Below are 16,367 nucleotides of genomic sequence, written 5' to 3' on the forward strand. Positions count from 1 at the left end.
GAAAGGACGGCTTAAATCAGGATAGGATGTAATCCTATTAATATTAAAATAAAAAATGATTAATAAAAAAGAAATAAAAACAGCAGGAATCATCGGCGCCAACGGTTACACAGGAAGCGAATTGGTTCGGCTGCTGGCTTTTCATCCTGACGTGTCATTGCGTTTTTTATATAGTCGTTCAAATTCCGGGACAAAAATTTCAGATTTGTACCCGGATTTAACGACAATCTGTGAAATGGTTCTCACAGATCAGCCGGAAGAAGTAGACATTTTATTTCTATGCCTTCCTCATAAAGAAAGCAGGAATTGGCTTATGCAAAATCCTGTAAAAGATTCAACATTGGTTATTGATTTAGGAAATGATTTTCGTCTCGATGGAAATTTTGGAGATAGAAATTTTATCTACGGTTTGCCGGAAATCAACAAAAAACAACTTTCAGGTGCGAAAAGTATTGCCAATCCGGGATGTTTTGCAACCGCAATTCAATTGGCATTGCTTCCTTTAGCTCAAAAAGGCTTGTTGAATGAGGTCTACACAACAGGAATTACGGGGTCAACAGGTGCAGGTCAGTCTTTACAGGCAACAACCCATTTTACCTGGAGAAACGATAATATTTCAGCCTATAAAACTTTGACCCATCAGCATGTGGATGAAATTTTGCAACAATTATTTTCTTTTAACAAAAATGAAATAAACCTCAATTTTGTTCCGTGGAGAGGAGATTTTGCAAGGGGAATTTTTACAAGTTCCACCGTGAAGACGGATTTAGAACTTTCAGATATCAATCAATTGTACCAGGATTTTTATGCAGATGAACCTTTTGTAAAGGTGAGTGAAAAAGCAATTGATTTAAAGCAGGTTGTCAATACCAATCGCTGTGTGATTCAGATTGAAAAATGTGGGAATGTTGCGGTCATTCACGCAGCGATTGACAATTTGTTAAAAGGCGCTTCCGGACAGGCCGTTCAAAACATGAATATTGCCATGAACTGGGAAGAAAACTTAGGATTGAACTTAAAACCGATTGCATTTTAAATGTGAATGGTGAATAAGTCAATCGTGAATTTTATAACTCAATCAAAAACCGACCTAGGAAAATGTAGCGTTAAGAAAAATAGTTTTGCGAACGTTAAGAAAATCCCACTGTTTGAGCGCGAGGCAAATTTAAAATTGAAACTAATATTCAATTCGCGCGAGTTTTGGGATTTTTAGAGAACAGAAATATTTTTTAGCGGAAGTTTCCAGTCTTGAACTTTTGTTTCTTTTGCTTCAAGGCAAAAGAAAAATATAAAAAAACAAAAAATGAATTTATTCAACGTATATCCATTATTCAATATAAATCCTGTTAAAGCTCAGGGATCATTCCTCTGGGACGATAAAGGACAAAAATACCTTGACTTTTACGGAGGTCATGCCGTAATTTCTATCGGGCATAACCATCCGCATTATCAAAATAAACTAAAAGAGCAATTAGATAAAATATCGTTCTATTCAAACTCAGTTCAGAATGAATTACAGACTGAACTGGCTGAAAAATTAGGAAAACTTTCAGGTTTGGAAGATTACAATCTCTTTCTGTGCAATTCCGGAGCGGAAGCCAATGAAAATGCTTTAAAGCTGGCTTCTTTCCATAACGGAAAAAATAAGGTGCTGTATTTTTCAGGTTCCTTTCATGGAAGAACCTCGGCAGCGGTTTCGGTGACGGATAATCCTAAAATTGTAGCGCCGGTAAATTATGATGAGAGGTTTATCAAATCTGAATGGAATAATATCCGGCAACTTGAAGAAATCTTTGAAAAACAAGGAAACGAAATTTCATCTGTCATTATTGAAGGAATTCAGGGAGTAGGCGGAATTATGATTCCGACTGTTGAATTTTTAAATAAAATTAAAGAATGGTGTGAAAAGCATGATGCTGTTTTGATTTTAGATGAAGTTCAGTCCGGTTACGGAAGAAGCGGCTATTTCTTTGCTCATCAGGAATTCGGAATCCAGGCCGATATCATCACCACAGCAAAAGGAATGGGAAATGGTTTCCCGATTGGCGGCGTTTTAATTCATCCGAAATTTCAGGCAAGTAATGGTTTGCTGGGAACAACATTTGGCGGAAATCATCTGGCTTGCGCTGCAGCGATTGCGGTTTTAGACGTAATAAAAGATGAAAATCTCATCGAAAATGCTCAGAAAATGGGTGAATACATCGAAAATAAAATTAAGTACTTTCCGCATATTAAAACCATCCGAAGGAAAGGACTGATGGTCGGCATCGAACTCGACAGAGACTGCTCGGATGTCAGGAACAGGCTTTTGTATGATTATCATATTTTCACCGGAAACTCCAGTGATAAAGCCGTATTAAGGATTCTTCCGGCACTTAACATTAAAAAAGAAGAAACGGATATATTCATCAATGCTTTAAAAACTGTTTTAGAAAATCTTTAAAATTAATTAACCACAAAAGTCACAAAAGCTTACGATTTTAATAATCTATAGAGCTTTTAAAGAGCATTAGAGCTTACGAAAATCTTTGATTTTCAACTTATGTGTTCTAAATATTTTCAAGTTTTTAAACTTAAATCTAATGTGACTTATGTGTAAGAAACTTTTGTGGTAAAACAAATCAAATTCAAAATGAAAAAATTCACCTCTGTAAGCGACGTAGAAAACTTACAGGAAATTATAAAAAAAGCTTTACAAATAAAAGAAAATCCACTTTCGGAACCCGAAAAAGGAAAAGGAAAAACCATCGGACTTGTCTTTTTAAATTCAAGTTTAAGAACCCGTTTAAGCAGCCAGATTGCAGCACAGAATTTAGGATTAAATATGTTAACATTGAATGCCGCACAGGAAGCATGGAATCTGGAATTCGCAGACGGAGCGGTAATGAATGGCGATACCGTTGAACATATCAAAGATGCCATTGAAGTATTAAATCAATATTGTGACATCATTGCAGTTCGTTGCTTTGCAGGAATGAAAAGCAAGGAAAATGATGTGAATGAAAGCATTTTAAGCCAGTTCGAACAACACGCAAAAGTTCCGGTGGTTTCACTGGAATCCGCAACACGACATCCTTTGCAGAGCTTGGCAGATTGTATTACAATTACAGAAAACTGGCAGGAAGAACGTAAACCGAAAGTGGTTTTAACCTGGGCGCCTCATATCAAGCCGATTGCTCAGGCAGTAGGAAATTCATTCACCGAATGGATGCAGGAAATGGACGTTGATTTTGTCATTACCAATCCGGAAGGGTATGATCTGGATAAGAAATTCACTAAGGATGTGAAAATAATTCATGATCAGGAAGAAGCGTTGAAAGATGCAGATTTCATCTATGTGAAAAACTGGTCGTCCTTTGATGATTACGCTGCAATGCCCGAAGTTAAAGAAAACTGGATGCTCACGAACGAAAAATTGAAAAATACCAATCATGCAAAGGTCATGCACTGTCTTCCGGTACGCCGAAATGTAGAGTTGAGTGATGAGGTGATGGATGGTGAGAACTCGATCATTTACCAGCAGGCAAAAAACCGTATTTTTTCTGCGCAGGCGGTTTTCTCGGAAATTTTGGATGAGTTGAATTCTAAATAAAAATCCAAACCTAACAGGTTTCAAAAACCTGTTAGGTTTTCCCTTGCAAACCTTGACAGGGCTTTCCAAAAAAGATTTACAATGAAAGAAAAATTATACATCATAAAAATCGGCGGAGCGTTAATCGACAACGAAGAATTGTTAGAGCAGTTCTTGCATCAGTTTTCAGAAATTCAGGAAAAGAAAATTCTGGTGCATGGCGGGGGAAAATTAGCAACAACTTTAGCGGATAAACTGGGAGTTGAGCAAAAGCTCGTCAACGGAAGAAGAATCACCGACAGAGAGACACTTGATATTGTGGCAATGGTGTATGCCGGAGGAATCAATAAAAATATCGTGGCAAAGCTTCAGCAGAAAAAATGCAAAGCCATTGGATTTTCAGGTGCCGATGCAAATTTAATAAAAGCTAAAAAGCGAGAACATTCGGAAATTGATTTCGGATTTGTGGGAGATATTACTGAAAAAAGCGTGAACTGGAAGTTGATTTCAAAATTATTAAAACTCAATTTAGTTCCGGTCTTTTCAGCAATTACACACGACAAAAAAGGACACCTTTTCAATACCAATGCAGATACGATTGCTTCCGTGGTGGCGCAGGCTTTATCATTGAAGTATGATGTAGAACTGTTGTATTGCTTCGATAAAGAAGGTGTTCTGGAAGATATTAATAATCCAAAATCGGTCATAAAAAATATTTCCGAAGAAGAATTTTCAACCTTAAAAAATGAAGGAAAATTACACAAAGGAATCCTTCCTAAGCTCGAAAATGCTTTGGGAGCCGTGAAAAATAACGTTAACAAAGTATTTTTAATAAAAGAAACCGAACTGAAAAACCATATAGAAAACCACCATGAAGGAACTGAGATCTCTTTATAGAAAAGATGAATTACAGGATAATGCGGTAGAATTATTGAAGAAACTGATTGAAATCCCGTCATTCAGCAAAGATGAATTTAATACATCCGTGGAAATTGAAAATTTTTTCAAAAAACATCAGATTCCGGCAAAACGTTTTAAAAATAATATCTGGGCTGTAAATAAAAGCTTTGATGTTTTTAAACCGTCCATTTTGCTGAATACGCATCACGACACCGTAAAACCGAATAAAGCATACACGTTAGACCCGTTTTTGCCGATTGAAAAAGACGGAAAATTATTTGGGTTGGGGAGTAACGATGCAGGCGCTTCTCTGGTTTCAATGGCTCAGGTTTTCCTGTATTTTTATGAAAAAGAAGATTTAAAATATAATTTAATTATTGCTTTAACTGCTGAAGAAGAAATTTCAGGTTTCGACGGGATTGAAGCACTGTACCCCCAGTTACCTAATATTGATTTTGCGATAGTAGGAGAGCCCACGCAGATGAACCTGGCGATAGCAGAAAAAGGACTTTTGGTTATTGATGGTGAAATGAAAGGGACTCCTTCTCATGCCGCTCATCCGAATGAGGATAATTCAATTGTAAAATGCATGGAAGACCTGCAAAATATTTTGAACTACAAATTTCCAAAAGTTTCGGATTATTTAGGTGAAATTAAAATAACGCTTTCAGGAATTAACGCCGGAATTCAGCATAATGTGGTTCCGGAATCCTGTACTTTCACACTGGATGTGAGAGTTACCGACGAATATTCCAATAAAGAAGTATTTGAAATCATTCAGTCGGAGATGAAATCAGCTTTAACGGCAAGGTCTTTCAGGTTAAATTCTTCAAAAATAGAGCTTGATCATCCTTTTGTAAAGGCAGGCTTGGAAATCGGAAGAACAATCTACGGGTCACCCACTTCATCCGACCAGGCTATTATTCCCTGCACATCCGTAAAAATCGGTCCCGGAGACAGCAGGCGTTCTCACACGGCAGATGAATACATATATATAGATGAAATAAGAGAAGGAATTGAGATTTACATTAAAATTTTAGAAAAGATTTTATAGGCTGAAAGTAGGAAGAGGGATGATGGAAGTTTATGAAGCATAAAAATATCGACCTAGGAAAATGGAGCGTTAAGAAAAATATTTTTTAGCGAAAGTTTCCAGTCTTGAATTTTTGTTTCTTTTGTTTTAAGACAAAAGAAAACATAAAAGAAATATATTCAGTTATGTCATTCTGAAAAAAAATGAAGTGGATTGAAGAATCTCTAAATTTAGACAGATTCCTTCTTCGTCGGAATGACAAAATCAAATTAATAAAGGAAGGTAAAGCGATTGGTTGTAAACATCCATCACCCAACCTCCATCTTCCAACAAAAAAGAAATTACATGAAAAAAATATGGCAAAAAGACAATAACGCTACCAATATATTGGTCAACAAATTTACAGTCGGAAAAGATCTTGACTTTGATGAACGGTTAGCAAAATACGACGTCAAAGGCTCAATGGCACACTGCAAAATGTTGGCAGAAGTAGGAATTATTTCCATTGAAGAATCAGAGCAAATGTTGCTTGTTTTAAAGGAAATCTTAGAAAATATTGAAAACGGCGCCTTTGAAATTGATAAAAAAGCAGAAGACATTCATTCCCAGGTTGAATCAATTTTAATTGAAAAATTAGGGGATACCGGAAAGAAAATCCACACGGCACGTTCCAGAAACGATCAGGTTTTACTTGATATCAAATTGTATTTATTAGATGAAATCCGTGAAATTACAGCTTTGACGGACGAATTCTTTCAGATCTTAATCAAATTGGCAGAACATCATAAAAAAGTGTTGCTTCCAGGCTATACGCATTTGCAGATTGCCATGCCTTCATCATTCGGATTGTGGTTCGGAGCATATGCGGAAGCATTGCTGGATGATATGGAAATGTTGTTTTCTGTTAAAAACATTATTAATAAAAATCCATTAGGTTCGGCTGCGGGTTATGGTTCATCTTTCCCGATTGACCGTGAAAGTACAACTTTTAACTTGGGTTTCCAGTCGATGAATTATAATTCGGTCTATGCTCAGATGACACGCGGAAAATCGGAGAAAATGTTGGCAATGGCAATGGCGACTTTAGCGGGAACTTTAAGCAAATTTTCTTACGATGTCTGTCTGTATTTAAGTCAGAATTTTGATTTCATAAGTTTTCCAAAAGAATTTACCACCGGAAGCAGCATCATGCCCCACAAGAAAAATCCGGATATTTTTGAGCTGGTCCGTGCCCGTTGCAACAGAATTCAGGCTTTGCCGAATGAATTTATTTTGTTGACGAACAATCTTCCTTCGGGCTATCACAGAGATATGCAGTTGACGAAAGAAATTCTTTTCCCGGCAATTGATTCTTTAAAGGAATGTCTTGAAATTTTAAATTACACCGTACCCAATGTCCAGGTGAAAGACGGGATTCTTGATGATGAAAAGTACAAATATCTTTTCAGCGTAGAAAAAATTAATGAAGAAGTTAAAAATGGAAGCTCATTCCGGGATGCTTATATAAAGGTAGGGCAGGAAATTGAAAAGGGTGAGTTCGATTTTGAAATTAAAAATCTAAATCATATGCATCAGGGAAGTATCGGAAATCTTTGTCTGGATAAGATAGAATACCAGTTCAATAAGCTGAAAAGTAAATTGTTGGGTTGATTTTATTTTAATCACTAAGATTTCTATAAAGAAGTTAAGGAAAAATCTATAGATTTTTAATTACTGTTTTATTTATTCGCTTTCGAATCTTAAATATTCTTAACTCCTTAAATAAAACCTTAATGGTTCAATTTAATTTTAATCCAGATCAATCTTAAACTTCGTAGACTTCTTCACCTCGTGAAGCACGATTGAACTATGATATTGCCCTATATTCGGAATGTTGGATATAACATTTACCGTAAAATCATTATAAGAATTGATGTCTTTAGCGATAATTTTCAGCATATAATCATATTCACCGGAAAGACTGATGATTTCCTGAACTTCATCATATTGCATAATGTTTTTTTCAAACGTTTCAAGTACTTTCTTAGATTGTTCTTTAAGACGTACGTTGCAGTATACAACAATATTAAGTCCAAGCTTTTCACGGTTCAGAAGGCCAACATACTTTTCAATGATTCCTTGTTTCTCCAATTGTTTGATACGCTCATACGTCGGAGTAAAAGTAAGACCGATTTTTTCCGAAATTTCTTTTACAGAATAGGTAGAATCTTCCTGAATAATGCTGAGAATCATTTTATCTTTTAAGTCCATATCTTATAAACGTTGTATCGTAACAAAAATAGTATTAATAAATGAAAATATTTTATAAATCGTGGTATTTTAAGATTTTAAAATTTTGTTTTGTAGGTTTATAAAATTGTTGTATCTTTGCGCCTAATGAATAACACAGTATTTATATCATTAGAATTACCGGGCAATAGCGCCCTTTACAATATTTATTTATTTAAGCGAAGATAGTTTCTTCGCTTTTTTTTTTGTAAAAATTTGAAGTATTATGTTTACGATTACAGAACTAAGCACCGAGAGAATCAACAGTATAGTAACTGAAGCATTAGCATTTGCCAATGGTAAAACAGCTAAAATTGAAGGCGAAGTCTTTTGCTCCAATCTTTTCTTTGAAGACAGCACCAGGACAAAAACAAGCTTTGATATTGCCGAAAGAAAATTAGGATTGCAGGTAGTTCCTTTCGATGCTTCACATTCATCCGTAAACAAAGGAGAAAGCTTGTATGATACCGTAAAAACAATTGAAAGCTTAGGCGTAAACCTTGTTGTAATCAGAGACAAAAAAGACAGATATTTTGATGAATTAAAAAATATTAACATTCCCATCATTAATGGTGGAGACGGTACGGGAAACCATCCTTCCCAATGTATGCTGGATTTAATGACGATCTATCAGGAATTCGGAAAATTTGAAGGCCTAAAAGTAGGAATCGTAGGAGACGTAAAACACAGCAGAGTTGCCAACTCAAATGCAGAAGCTTTAAGAAGGCTTGGAGCAAAGGTGTATTTCTCAGGACCGGAACAATGGTTTGACGAAGGTGCCTTAATCAACGGAACTTATCTGAACATTGATGAAACGATACATGATGTGGATGTATTGATGCTATTAAGAATCCAGCATGAAAGACATGACGCCAAGATGAGCTTCTCCGCTTCAGAATATCACAGAAAATACGGTTTGACGGAAGAAAGGGAAAAAGCAATGAAAAAAGAAGCCATCATCATGCATCCTGCTCCCATCAACCGGGGAGTTGAAATTGATACAGAACTCGTAGAATGTGAGCGCTCAAGAATTTTCAAACAAATGCAGAACGGAGTCTTCGCCAGAATGGCCATTCTAAAAGAAACCTTAGAAAAACAAGGACATATTTTTAAAGAGGTAAGTAAAATGTAAAAAATAAAAAGAAAGAAGTCATACAGCCCCGAAGGGGCGATATATCAATAGCCGTGGGTGAAACCCATGGAGAAAGAAAGCAGAAATCTGAACCCCGAAGGGGCGACCTATTAATAACCACGGGTGTAACCTAGGGAAAAGAAAAAGAATAATATCCGAGCCCGAAGGGGCAACCTGTTAATAGCAACGGTGAATTCCCCTCCTTTGGAGGGGTAGCAAAAATTCAAAGAATTTTTGACGGGGTGGTTTTAACATAGAAAATAAAATAATAAGAGATAAAAGTTTAAAATGAAGAAAAAATTAATACTGGAGTCCGGTGAAGTGTTTCATGGAGAAGGTTTCGGAGCAGACTTGCAAACCGCAGGAGAAGTGGTTTTCAATACCGGAATGACAGGGTATCAGGAACTGATCTCTGACCCGTCTTACTGCGGTCAGATTGTGTGTATGACCTATCCATTAATCGGAAACTATGGGATTAATAGAGACGATTATGAAAGCATTGAACCCGCAATCAAAGGCCTTATCGTAAAAGAAATTTGCGATTTACCTTCAAACTTTCGTACGCAGATTACTTTAGATGAATTATTTAAAAAGAAAAACCTCTCCGGAATTTCCGGAATTGACACCAGGAGACTGACAAGAATTCTCCGTAACCACGGAGTGGTAAAAGGAAAAATTGTAGCTGCTGATGAAGATGAAAGCACGGTAATTTCAGAATTAAAATCAACCAGCTTCCCAACCAATCAGGTGGAGCAGGTTTCTACGAAAACACCGTATGCAAATCCGGGAAGAGGCTTAAAAGTGGTATTGGTAGATTTCGGTTCCAAGCTGGGAATTATCCGCGAATTATCTCAAAGAAACTGCGACATCACGGTAGTTTCCCAGGATGTAACCGCAGAAGAAATTTTGCTGATGAATCCGGACGGCGTAATGTTATCCAACGGCCCTGGAGATCCGGAAGATAACCAACAAGCTTTAGAAATGATCAGAGGAATCTTAGGAAAAGTTCCGATTTTCGGAATCTGCTTAGGACACCAATTAATCGGTTTGGCTTGTGGCGCTAAAACATTCAAATTAAAATTCGGACACAGAGGAGGAAACCACCCGGTGTTGGATGTAGAGAAAAACAAAGTGGCCATTACTTCCCAAAATCACGGTTACGCGGTAGATCAGGAAAGTTTGAAAAATACAGATTTAATTGAAACCCATATCGCATTGAATGACAGAACAAACGAAGGACTGAAACACAAAATTCACCCTTGTTTCTCCGTTCAGTACCATCCGGAAGCAAGTCCGGGCCCTGAAGATGCCAACTATTTATTTGATGATTTTATCCAGTTAATGGAAGATTTTAAAAAGTAGAATATGAATTTGGGCAGCTTAATCCGCCTTCCGCTCCCAATCTTTTTTGCAGAGCTTTTTCGGCTAAATAGAACAGTCAGGATGGCAAAAAAGGATTTCCGCTCAAGTCGGGCTGCGTGCAATTCGCCGCTGAAATTAAAATATCAAAATTCAAAGAATCCGAAGGATTCAATAGGAATAGCCTTAGGTGCAACCTATGGAAATGGTAAAACAACCATCATCAGAACCCGATAGGGTTCAACACGAACAAAAGGATAAATTTAAAAATGAAAAGAAACGACATAAAAACAATTTTAGTAATCGGTTCAGGTCCAATCATCATCGGTCAGGCGGCGGAATTTGATTACGCAGGAACGCAGGCTTGTCTGTCTTTGAAGGAAGAAGGCTACAAGGTGATTTTGATCAACTCGAACCCTGCAACGATTATGACGGATGTGGAAATCGCAGATAAAGTATACATCGAGCCGATTTCGCTTCAGTTTGTAAGTCATATCATCAGAAAAGAACGTCCGGACGCGCTTTTACCGACACTGGGCGGACAAACCGGACTGAATATGGCGGTAGAATTGGAAAAATCAGGAATTCTTGAAGAATGTAAAGTGGAGGTGTTGGGAACAAAACTTTCAGCCATCAACAGAGCGGAAGACAGAGACCTTTTCCGTGAACTGATGAGAGAACTGAATGAACCCGTTCCGGAATCTGACATCGTAAACACCGTAGAAGGAGCCTTAAAATTTGCAGATCAAATCGGGTATCCTGTCATTGTTCGTCCTGCCTTCACCATGGGCGGAACAGGAGGCGGTATCGCTTCCAACGAAGCTGAATTGAAAGAAATTGCAGAATTAGGATTAAAACACAGTCCGGTTACGCAGTGTCTCATCGAAAGATCAATCGCAGGTTTCAAAGAAATTGAATATGAAGTAATGCGTGATGCAAACGACAACGCGATTGTAGTTTGTAACATGGAAAATATAGATCCGGTGGGAGTTCACACAGGAGACTCCATCGTTGTGGCGCCTTCTCAGACGCTTTCCGACAGAGAGTATCAGATGCTGAGAAATGCTTCATTAAAAATCATCAGAGCATTAGGAATTGAAGGGGGATGTAACGTACAGTTAGCTTTAGATCCGCATTCATTCAATTATTATATCATCGAGGTAAACCCAAGAGTTTCCCGTTCATCAGCGTTAGCATCAAAGGCAACAGGGTATCCGATTGCAAAAATCGCAGCGAAAATTGCGGTAGGTCTGACATTGGATGAAATCATGAATCCGGTTACAGGAAAAACGTATGCTTGTTTTGAGCCGGCGTTGGATTATGTAGTAACCAAATTCCCAAGATTCCCTTTCGATAAATTCGAAACGGCGGACAGAAGATTATCAACCCAGATGAAAGCAACGGGTGAAGTAATGGCGATTGGAAGAAATTTTGAAGAATCCTTACAAAAAGCCATCCGTTCCCTGGAAACAGGAATCAGGCATATCGGTTTAAAAACCAAGCAGGCTGAAGCGTTAACAGCAGAGGAAATCGAAAGAAGAATCAGAGTTTGCGACGACGAAAGATTGTTCATCATCGGGGATGCTTTAAGAAGAGGGTACGACTGGGAACAGATCGTAGAATGGAGCAAAATCGATAAATTCTTCATCTGGAAAATCAAGAAATTAATTGATTTCGAAAAAACAATTGCCGAAAATAAATTCAGCAAAGAAATTCTGATTGAAGCTAAAAAATTAGGCTTTGCAGATTTGAATATCGCTCACCTTTGGGATGTTACACAAAGAGAAGTGTTCAACTTCAGAAAAGAAAACGGGGTAATGCCGGTGTACAAAATGGTAGACACCTGCGCCGCAGAATTCGAGTCTGAAACTCCTTATTTCTACGGAACTTATGAAGAGGAAAATGAAAGTGTTGTTTCAGATAAAGAAAAAATCATTGTTTTGGGTTCCGGACCCATCAGAATCGGGCAGGGCGTTGAGTTTGATTACGCAACCGTTCACTCGGTTTGGGCAATCAAAGAAATGGGATACGAAGCGATTATCATCAACAATAACCCTGAAACAGTTTCTACAGACTTCTCCATTTCAGATAAATTATACTTCGAACCTTTAACGGAAGAAGATGTAATGAACATCATCGAGCTTGAAAAACCAAAAGGTGTGGTGGTACAGTTCGGAGGTCAGACTGCCATCAATTTAGCAGATAAATTAGCATCTCATGGAGTACAGATCTTAGGAACTTCTCTGGAAGACCTTGACAGAGCAGAAAACAGAGATAAATTTGAAAAAGCGCTTCAGGAAATGCAGATTCCACAGCCTTTAGGGAAAACTTCAACTTCAAAAGAAGAAGCCATAACAATTGCCAACGAAATCGGATATCCGGTATTGGTTCGTCCGAGCTACGTATTGGGAGGTAGAGCCATGGAAATCGTTTATACGGAAACGGAATTGGCGCACTACATGGAAAATGCAGTGGAAGCAAGCCCTGAACATCCTGTTTTGGTCGACAAATACATGGTGGGGAAAGAGGTTGAAATCGACGCCATCTGCGACGGTGAAACGGTAATCATTCCGGGAATTATGGAACATATTGAAAGAGCGGGAGTCCACTCCGGAGACTCAATTGCCGTATATCCGCCACAAAATATTTCACCAAGCGAAATCGATACTTTGGTTGATTACACCAAAAGATTAGCAAAAGGACTAAACGTCATCGGATTAATGAATATCCAGTACGTTCTTTTTGAAGGAAACGTTTATGTAATCGAGGTGAATCCAAGATCATCGAGAACCGTTCCTTTCTTATCTAAAATTACAGAAGTTCCGATGGCAAACTTGGCTACAAAAGCAATTTTAGGCCAGAAACTGAAAGATTTAGGCTACGAAAGCGGACTGGTTCCTAACAAAGAAGGGGTTTTTGTAAAAGTTCCGGTGTTCTCTTTCTCAAAATTAACGAAAGTGGACATCTCTTTAGGCCCTGAAATGAAGTCTACAGGAGAAGTAATGGGGAAAGACACGACCTTGGAAAAAGCTTTGTACAAAGGATTGGTTGCAGCAGGAAGAAAAGTTCCGATGCATGGTTCTATCCTGTTTACCGTAGCGGATAAGCACAAGCAGGAAGCGGCTGATCTGGCGGCAAGATTCCATGAAGTTGGGTTCAGAATCTGGGCAACGGAAGGAACGGCAAAATTCTTCGAAGAAAAAGGAATTCCTTGCAAAATCGGATATAAAATCGGGGAGGAAAGTGTGAACCTGATTGATCTTATCCAGAAAGGAAAAGTTCAGTATGTGGTCAACACCATGACAAAAGGAAAACAGTCGGAAAGAGATGGTTTCCAGATCAGAAGAATGAGTGTGGAAAACGGTGTACCTTGTTTAACATCCATGGATACGGTGGAAGCCATTCTTAAAGTAATCGAAAGCATGAGTTTCAAAATGGAGACCATGTAATTTTTAGATTATTAATGATTTGATATAAATCAAACCTAACAGGTTTTTAAAACCTGTTAGGTTTTTTTTAGCACTAGTCACAAATTCAGCTTTAACAAAACTTTAGCATCCCCTACAAACACTTTTTTGATCCCGATTTTGTATTTTTAGACAAAATTTTAAAAGTGAAAAAAATATTATTTGCCATTTGTATATCGGCTTCAGTTTTCAGTTTTGCTCAGGATTATTCGGTACCGGCGGCGAGTCCGCGTCAGAAAGTAGAGCAGCAGTTTTCGATGTCTAAAATTACGGTTGATTATGGTAGACCGGGTGTAAAAGGACGTAAAATCTTCGGAGAACTGGTGCCTTACGGACAGGTTTGGAGAGCGGGAGCCAATTCATCAACAAAAATTACTTTCGGACAGTCGGTGAATTTCGGAGGGAAAATCGTTCAGGCAGGAACCTACGGCTTATTCATCATTCCTACAGAAAAAGAATGGAAAGTAATCCTAAACAAAGACTTCCAGCAATGGGGCGCTTTTACATATGATCCCAAACAGGATGTAGTGGATATTACGGTTCCGGTAAATAAACTGGCTGATAAGCAGGAGTGGTTTGAAATCACGCTTAATCCAACCGATGAAAACTCTGCCAATCTGGTATTGAAGTGGGATTATGCACAGGCAGAAGTTCCGGTAAAGCCATCCAAGCCCGATGCCGTAAATAAAATTGCCGATAAGCTTAGAGAAATCAAGAAAATCGAAGCAGACGCTGCCAAAACAAAAAGCTAATTGCAGTTTAGCATAAAAATAGACGATGAAATTTTCTATTCAACCCGTTTTAGAAAATGAAAAATATCAGTTAATCCCCTTACAGCAAGGGGATTTTGAGCCTTTATACGAAGTTGCTTCCGATCCGGAAGTCTGGAGCCAGCATCCCAACAAAGACCGGTATCGCAAAGAAGTTTTCAGTATTTTCTTTGAAGGAGCGATGCAAAGCGGCGGAGCCTTTAAAATCATAGAAAAATCTTCCGGAGAAATATTGGGAAGCACCCGTTTTTACGATTATCATGAAGAAGATAACAGCATTTTCATAGGCTATACTTTTTACGGAACAAAATCCTGGGGAAAAGGGATCAATCCCCAGATCAAGAAATTAATGCTTGATTATATTTTCCAATTTGTAGACATCGTGTATTTTCATGTCGGTAAAGATAATATCCGTTCCAGGAAAGCTATGGAAAGATTAGGTGCAGAAAATAATGGTGAACAGGAAATTGCCTATTTCGGAGAACCTTCGAAAATCAACATTGTATACCAAATCAACAAAGAAAAATATGAAAAAATTTAAAATCCAGCAGACCCCATTCGTAGTTCCGACTACCGATGGAAAATTGATTGAAGAACATTGGGGAAATTCTACCGGAAACTCAAACCTCTCCATTGCCCACATGATCGCACCGCCGGGATGGAGCGAACCACACCAAACACCGGAATTTGAAGAATTTACCCTTATTATTTCGGGGAAAAAACAGTTCGAAATCGACGGTGAAACAGTCGTCCTGGAGAAAGGGCAAAGTATCATGATCGAAAAAGGCGCCAGAATCCGCTACAGCAATCCTTTTGAACAGGAGTGTGAATATATTTCAATTTGCCTTCCCGCATTTTCTATGGAATCGGTACATCGGGAAGAGGAAGGTGTGGATTAAATCAATAATGTAAGAATTTAACAATGTAACAGTGTACCATAAATTTAAGAATTGTTACACTGTTACATTATTTCATTGCTACATTATTTCAGGATTTCTTTTAAAAACATCAGCGTATGATTCCATGCTCTTTTAGCCATTACAGGATTGTAATCCGGAGACTTCGGATCTGTGAAGGTATGTTTGGAATGAGCATACGTAATGATCTGCCAGTCGGCATTTCCTTCATTCATTTCCTTGATGAGGTTGTTATAATCTTCCGGCGTTACACTTTTGTCATCTGCAGGATTTTCAACTAAAATTTTTGTAGAAATCGTACCGTTTGTTCTTGTCTGGTCCTTCCCGATACTTCCGTGAATGGATACAACCCCCACCACAGGAAGACCTCCTCTTGCAGACTCCAGAGCACCCGTACCCCCGAAACAATAGCCAATCACAGCAATTTTTTCAGGAACAGCTCCGTTTTTCTTTAGTTCTTCCAGCGCCAGTAAAATCCTTTTCTGGTACGCCTCATAATTTTTCTTGTAATAGCCTGACGTTTTTGCTGCCGATTCATTATCCTTCGGAATATTTCCCTCACCGTAAATATCTGCAACAAAAGCAATATACCCTTGTTTTTCCAAATCTGCAGCGGCAGTTTTTGCTTCATCGTCAATACCTTTCCATGCCGGAAGGATAAGAACTCCGGGAAGTTTTTTTCCGGCATTTGAAGTGACTAAACCGTTTAGTTTTTGCGAACCATCCTTATAAGCCACAGGCTTTAAATTCTGACTGAAAAAAGTTCCCGAACCCATCAGGAATGCCGATAATAAAAGTGTACGTATCATATTTTGTAATTATTTGTTTTTAAGAGCGATTTTCCTTTGAAAAATCTGTTAATTATTTATTTGAAGCTTTTCCGGCTTTCGCTACTCGCTTTTTCTGGTTTCGGGGGGGGGGGGACCCCCCCCCCAAAAAAAAAAAAAAAA

General features: G+C 38.1%; 15 protein-coding genes. 13 read left to right on the forward strand and 2 right to left on the reverse strand.

Features of this window, described 5'->3' with window-relative positions; translation table 11 throughout:
- Positions 1 to 55: 55 nt before the first annotated feature.
- From argC to argH, 6 genes are all read left to right on the forward strand, one after another.
- Positions 56 to 1,036 carry an N-acetyl-gamma-glutamyl-phosphate reductase gene (gene argC / locus SOP96_RS14300; RefSeq protein WP_326321607.1) on the forward strand — a complete coding sequence of 327 codons (981 nt, stop codon included), beginning with the start codon at positions 56 to 58 and terminating at the stop codon, positions 1,034 to 1,036.
- Between the two features lie 267 nt (positions 1,037 to 1,303).
- The gene (locus SOP96_RS14305; RefSeq protein WP_326321608.1) at positions 1,304 to 2,443 is read left to right on the forward strand and encodes an aspartate aminotransferase family protein; all 1,140 of its coding nucleotides are present in this window, start codon (positions 1,304 to 1,306) and stop codon (positions 2,441 to 2,443) included.
- 189 nt (positions 2,444 to 2,632) lie between these two features.
- Positions 2,633 to 3,592, forward strand: coding sequence for an N-acetylornithine carbamoyltransferase (locus SOP96_RS14310; protein ID WP_326321609.1), 960 nt, complete (start codon positions 2,633 to 2,635; stop codon positions 3,590 to 3,592).
- Between the two features lie 81 nt (positions 3,593 to 3,673).
- A complete protein-coding gene (gene argB / locus SOP96_RS14315; protein WP_326321610.1) occupies positions 3,674 to 4,468 on the forward strand; it encodes an acetylglutamate kinase in 795 nt (264 codons plus the stop codon).
- Positions 4,443 to 5,525, forward strand: a complete 1,083-nt coding sequence (locus SOP96_RS14320; protein WP_326321611.1) for a M20 family metallo-hydrolase — start codon at positions 4,443 to 4,445, stop codon at positions 5,523 to 5,525. The genes argB and SOP96_RS14320 overlap by 26 nt, the downstream gene beginning before the upstream one ends.
- Positions 5,526 to 5,849: 324 nt before the next feature.
- A complete protein-coding gene (gene argH, locus SOP96_RS14325) occupies positions 5,850 to 7,154 on the forward strand; it encodes an argininosuccinate lyase (protein ID WP_326321612.1) in 1,305 nt (434 codons plus the stop codon).
- A gap of 138 nt (positions 7,155 to 7,292) precedes the next feature.
- On the opposite strand, the gene SOP96_RS14330 is transcribed toward argH, so the two are convergent.
- The gene (locus SOP96_RS14330; protein WP_027378508.1) at positions 7,293 to 7,754 is read right to left on the reverse strand and encodes an Lrp/AsnC family transcriptional regulator; all 462 of its coding nucleotides are present in this window, start codon (positions 7,752 to 7,754) and stop codon (positions 7,293 to 7,295) included.
- Positions 7,755 to 7,998: 244 nt separating this feature from the next.
- Here SOP96_RS14330 and SOP96_RS14335 point away from each other — a divergent pair, with 244 nt between their 5' ends.
- From SOP96_RS14335 to SOP96_RS14365, 7 genes are all read left to right on the forward strand, one after another.
- On the forward strand, positions 7,999 to 8,904 hold the full coding sequence (locus SOP96_RS14335; RefSeq protein ID WP_326321613.1) for an aspartate carbamoyltransferase catalytic subunit: 906 nt from the start codon (positions 7,999 to 8,001) through the stop codon (positions 8,902 to 8,904).
- A 288-nt stretch (positions 8,905 to 9,192) separates the two neighbouring features.
- On the forward strand, positions 9,193 to 10,266 hold the full coding sequence (locus tag SOP96_RS14340) for a carbamoyl phosphate synthase small subunit (protein WP_326321614.1): 1,074 nt from the start codon (positions 9,193 to 9,195) through the stop codon (positions 10,264 to 10,266).
- Positions 10,267 to 10,347: 81 nt separating this feature from the next.
- Positions 10,348 to 10,500: a hypothetical protein gene (locus tag SOP96_RS14345; protein WP_326321615.1), complete on the forward strand. Its 153-nt coding sequence runs from the start codon at positions 10,348 to 10,350 to the stop codon at positions 10,498 to 10,500.
- A 32-nt stretch (positions 10,501 to 10,532) separates the two neighbouring features.
- Positions 10,533 to 13,712 carry a carbamoyl-phosphate synthase large subunit gene (gene carB / locus SOP96_RS14350; protein WP_326321616.1) on the forward strand — a complete coding sequence of 1,060 codons (3,180 nt, stop codon included), beginning with the start codon at positions 10,533 to 10,535 and terminating at the stop codon, positions 13,710 to 13,712.
- Positions 13,713 to 13,876: 164 nt separating this feature from the next.
- Complete coding sequence (locus tag SOP96_RS14355; protein WP_326321617.1) at positions 13,877 to 14,482, forward strand: DUF2911 domain-containing protein; 606 nt, start codon at positions 13,877 to 13,879, stop codon at positions 14,480 to 14,482.
- Between the two features lie 25 nt (positions 14,483 to 14,507).
- On the forward strand, positions 14,508 to 15,041 hold the full coding sequence (locus SOP96_RS14360; RefSeq protein ID WP_326321618.1) for a GNAT family N-acetyltransferase: 534 nt from the start codon (positions 14,508 to 14,510) through the stop codon (positions 15,039 to 15,041).
- Positions 15,028 to 15,399 (forward strand): cupin domain-containing protein, encoded by a 372-nt coding sequence (locus SOP96_RS14365; RefSeq protein WP_326321619.1) that lies wholly within the window; start codon positions 15,028 to 15,030, stop codon positions 15,397 to 15,399. Before SOP96_RS14360 ends, SOP96_RS14365 begins: the two co-directional genes overlap by 14 nt.
- An 83-nt stretch (positions 15,400 to 15,482) precedes the next feature.
- On the opposite strand, the gene SOP96_RS14370 is transcribed toward SOP96_RS14365, so the two are convergent.
- On the reverse strand, positions 15,483 to 16,226 hold the full coding sequence (locus SOP96_RS14370; protein ID WP_326321620.1) for a dienelactone hydrolase family protein: 744 nt from the start codon (positions 16,224 to 16,226) through the stop codon (positions 15,483 to 15,485).
- Positions 16,227 to 16,367: the final 141 nt, after the last annotated feature.

Origin of the sequence: Chryseobacterium salviniae (assembly GCF_035819015.1) — a bacterium.
Classification (GTDB): Bacteria; Bacteroidota; Bacteroidia; order Flavobacteriales; family Weeksellaceae; genus Chryseobacterium; species Chryseobacterium salviniae.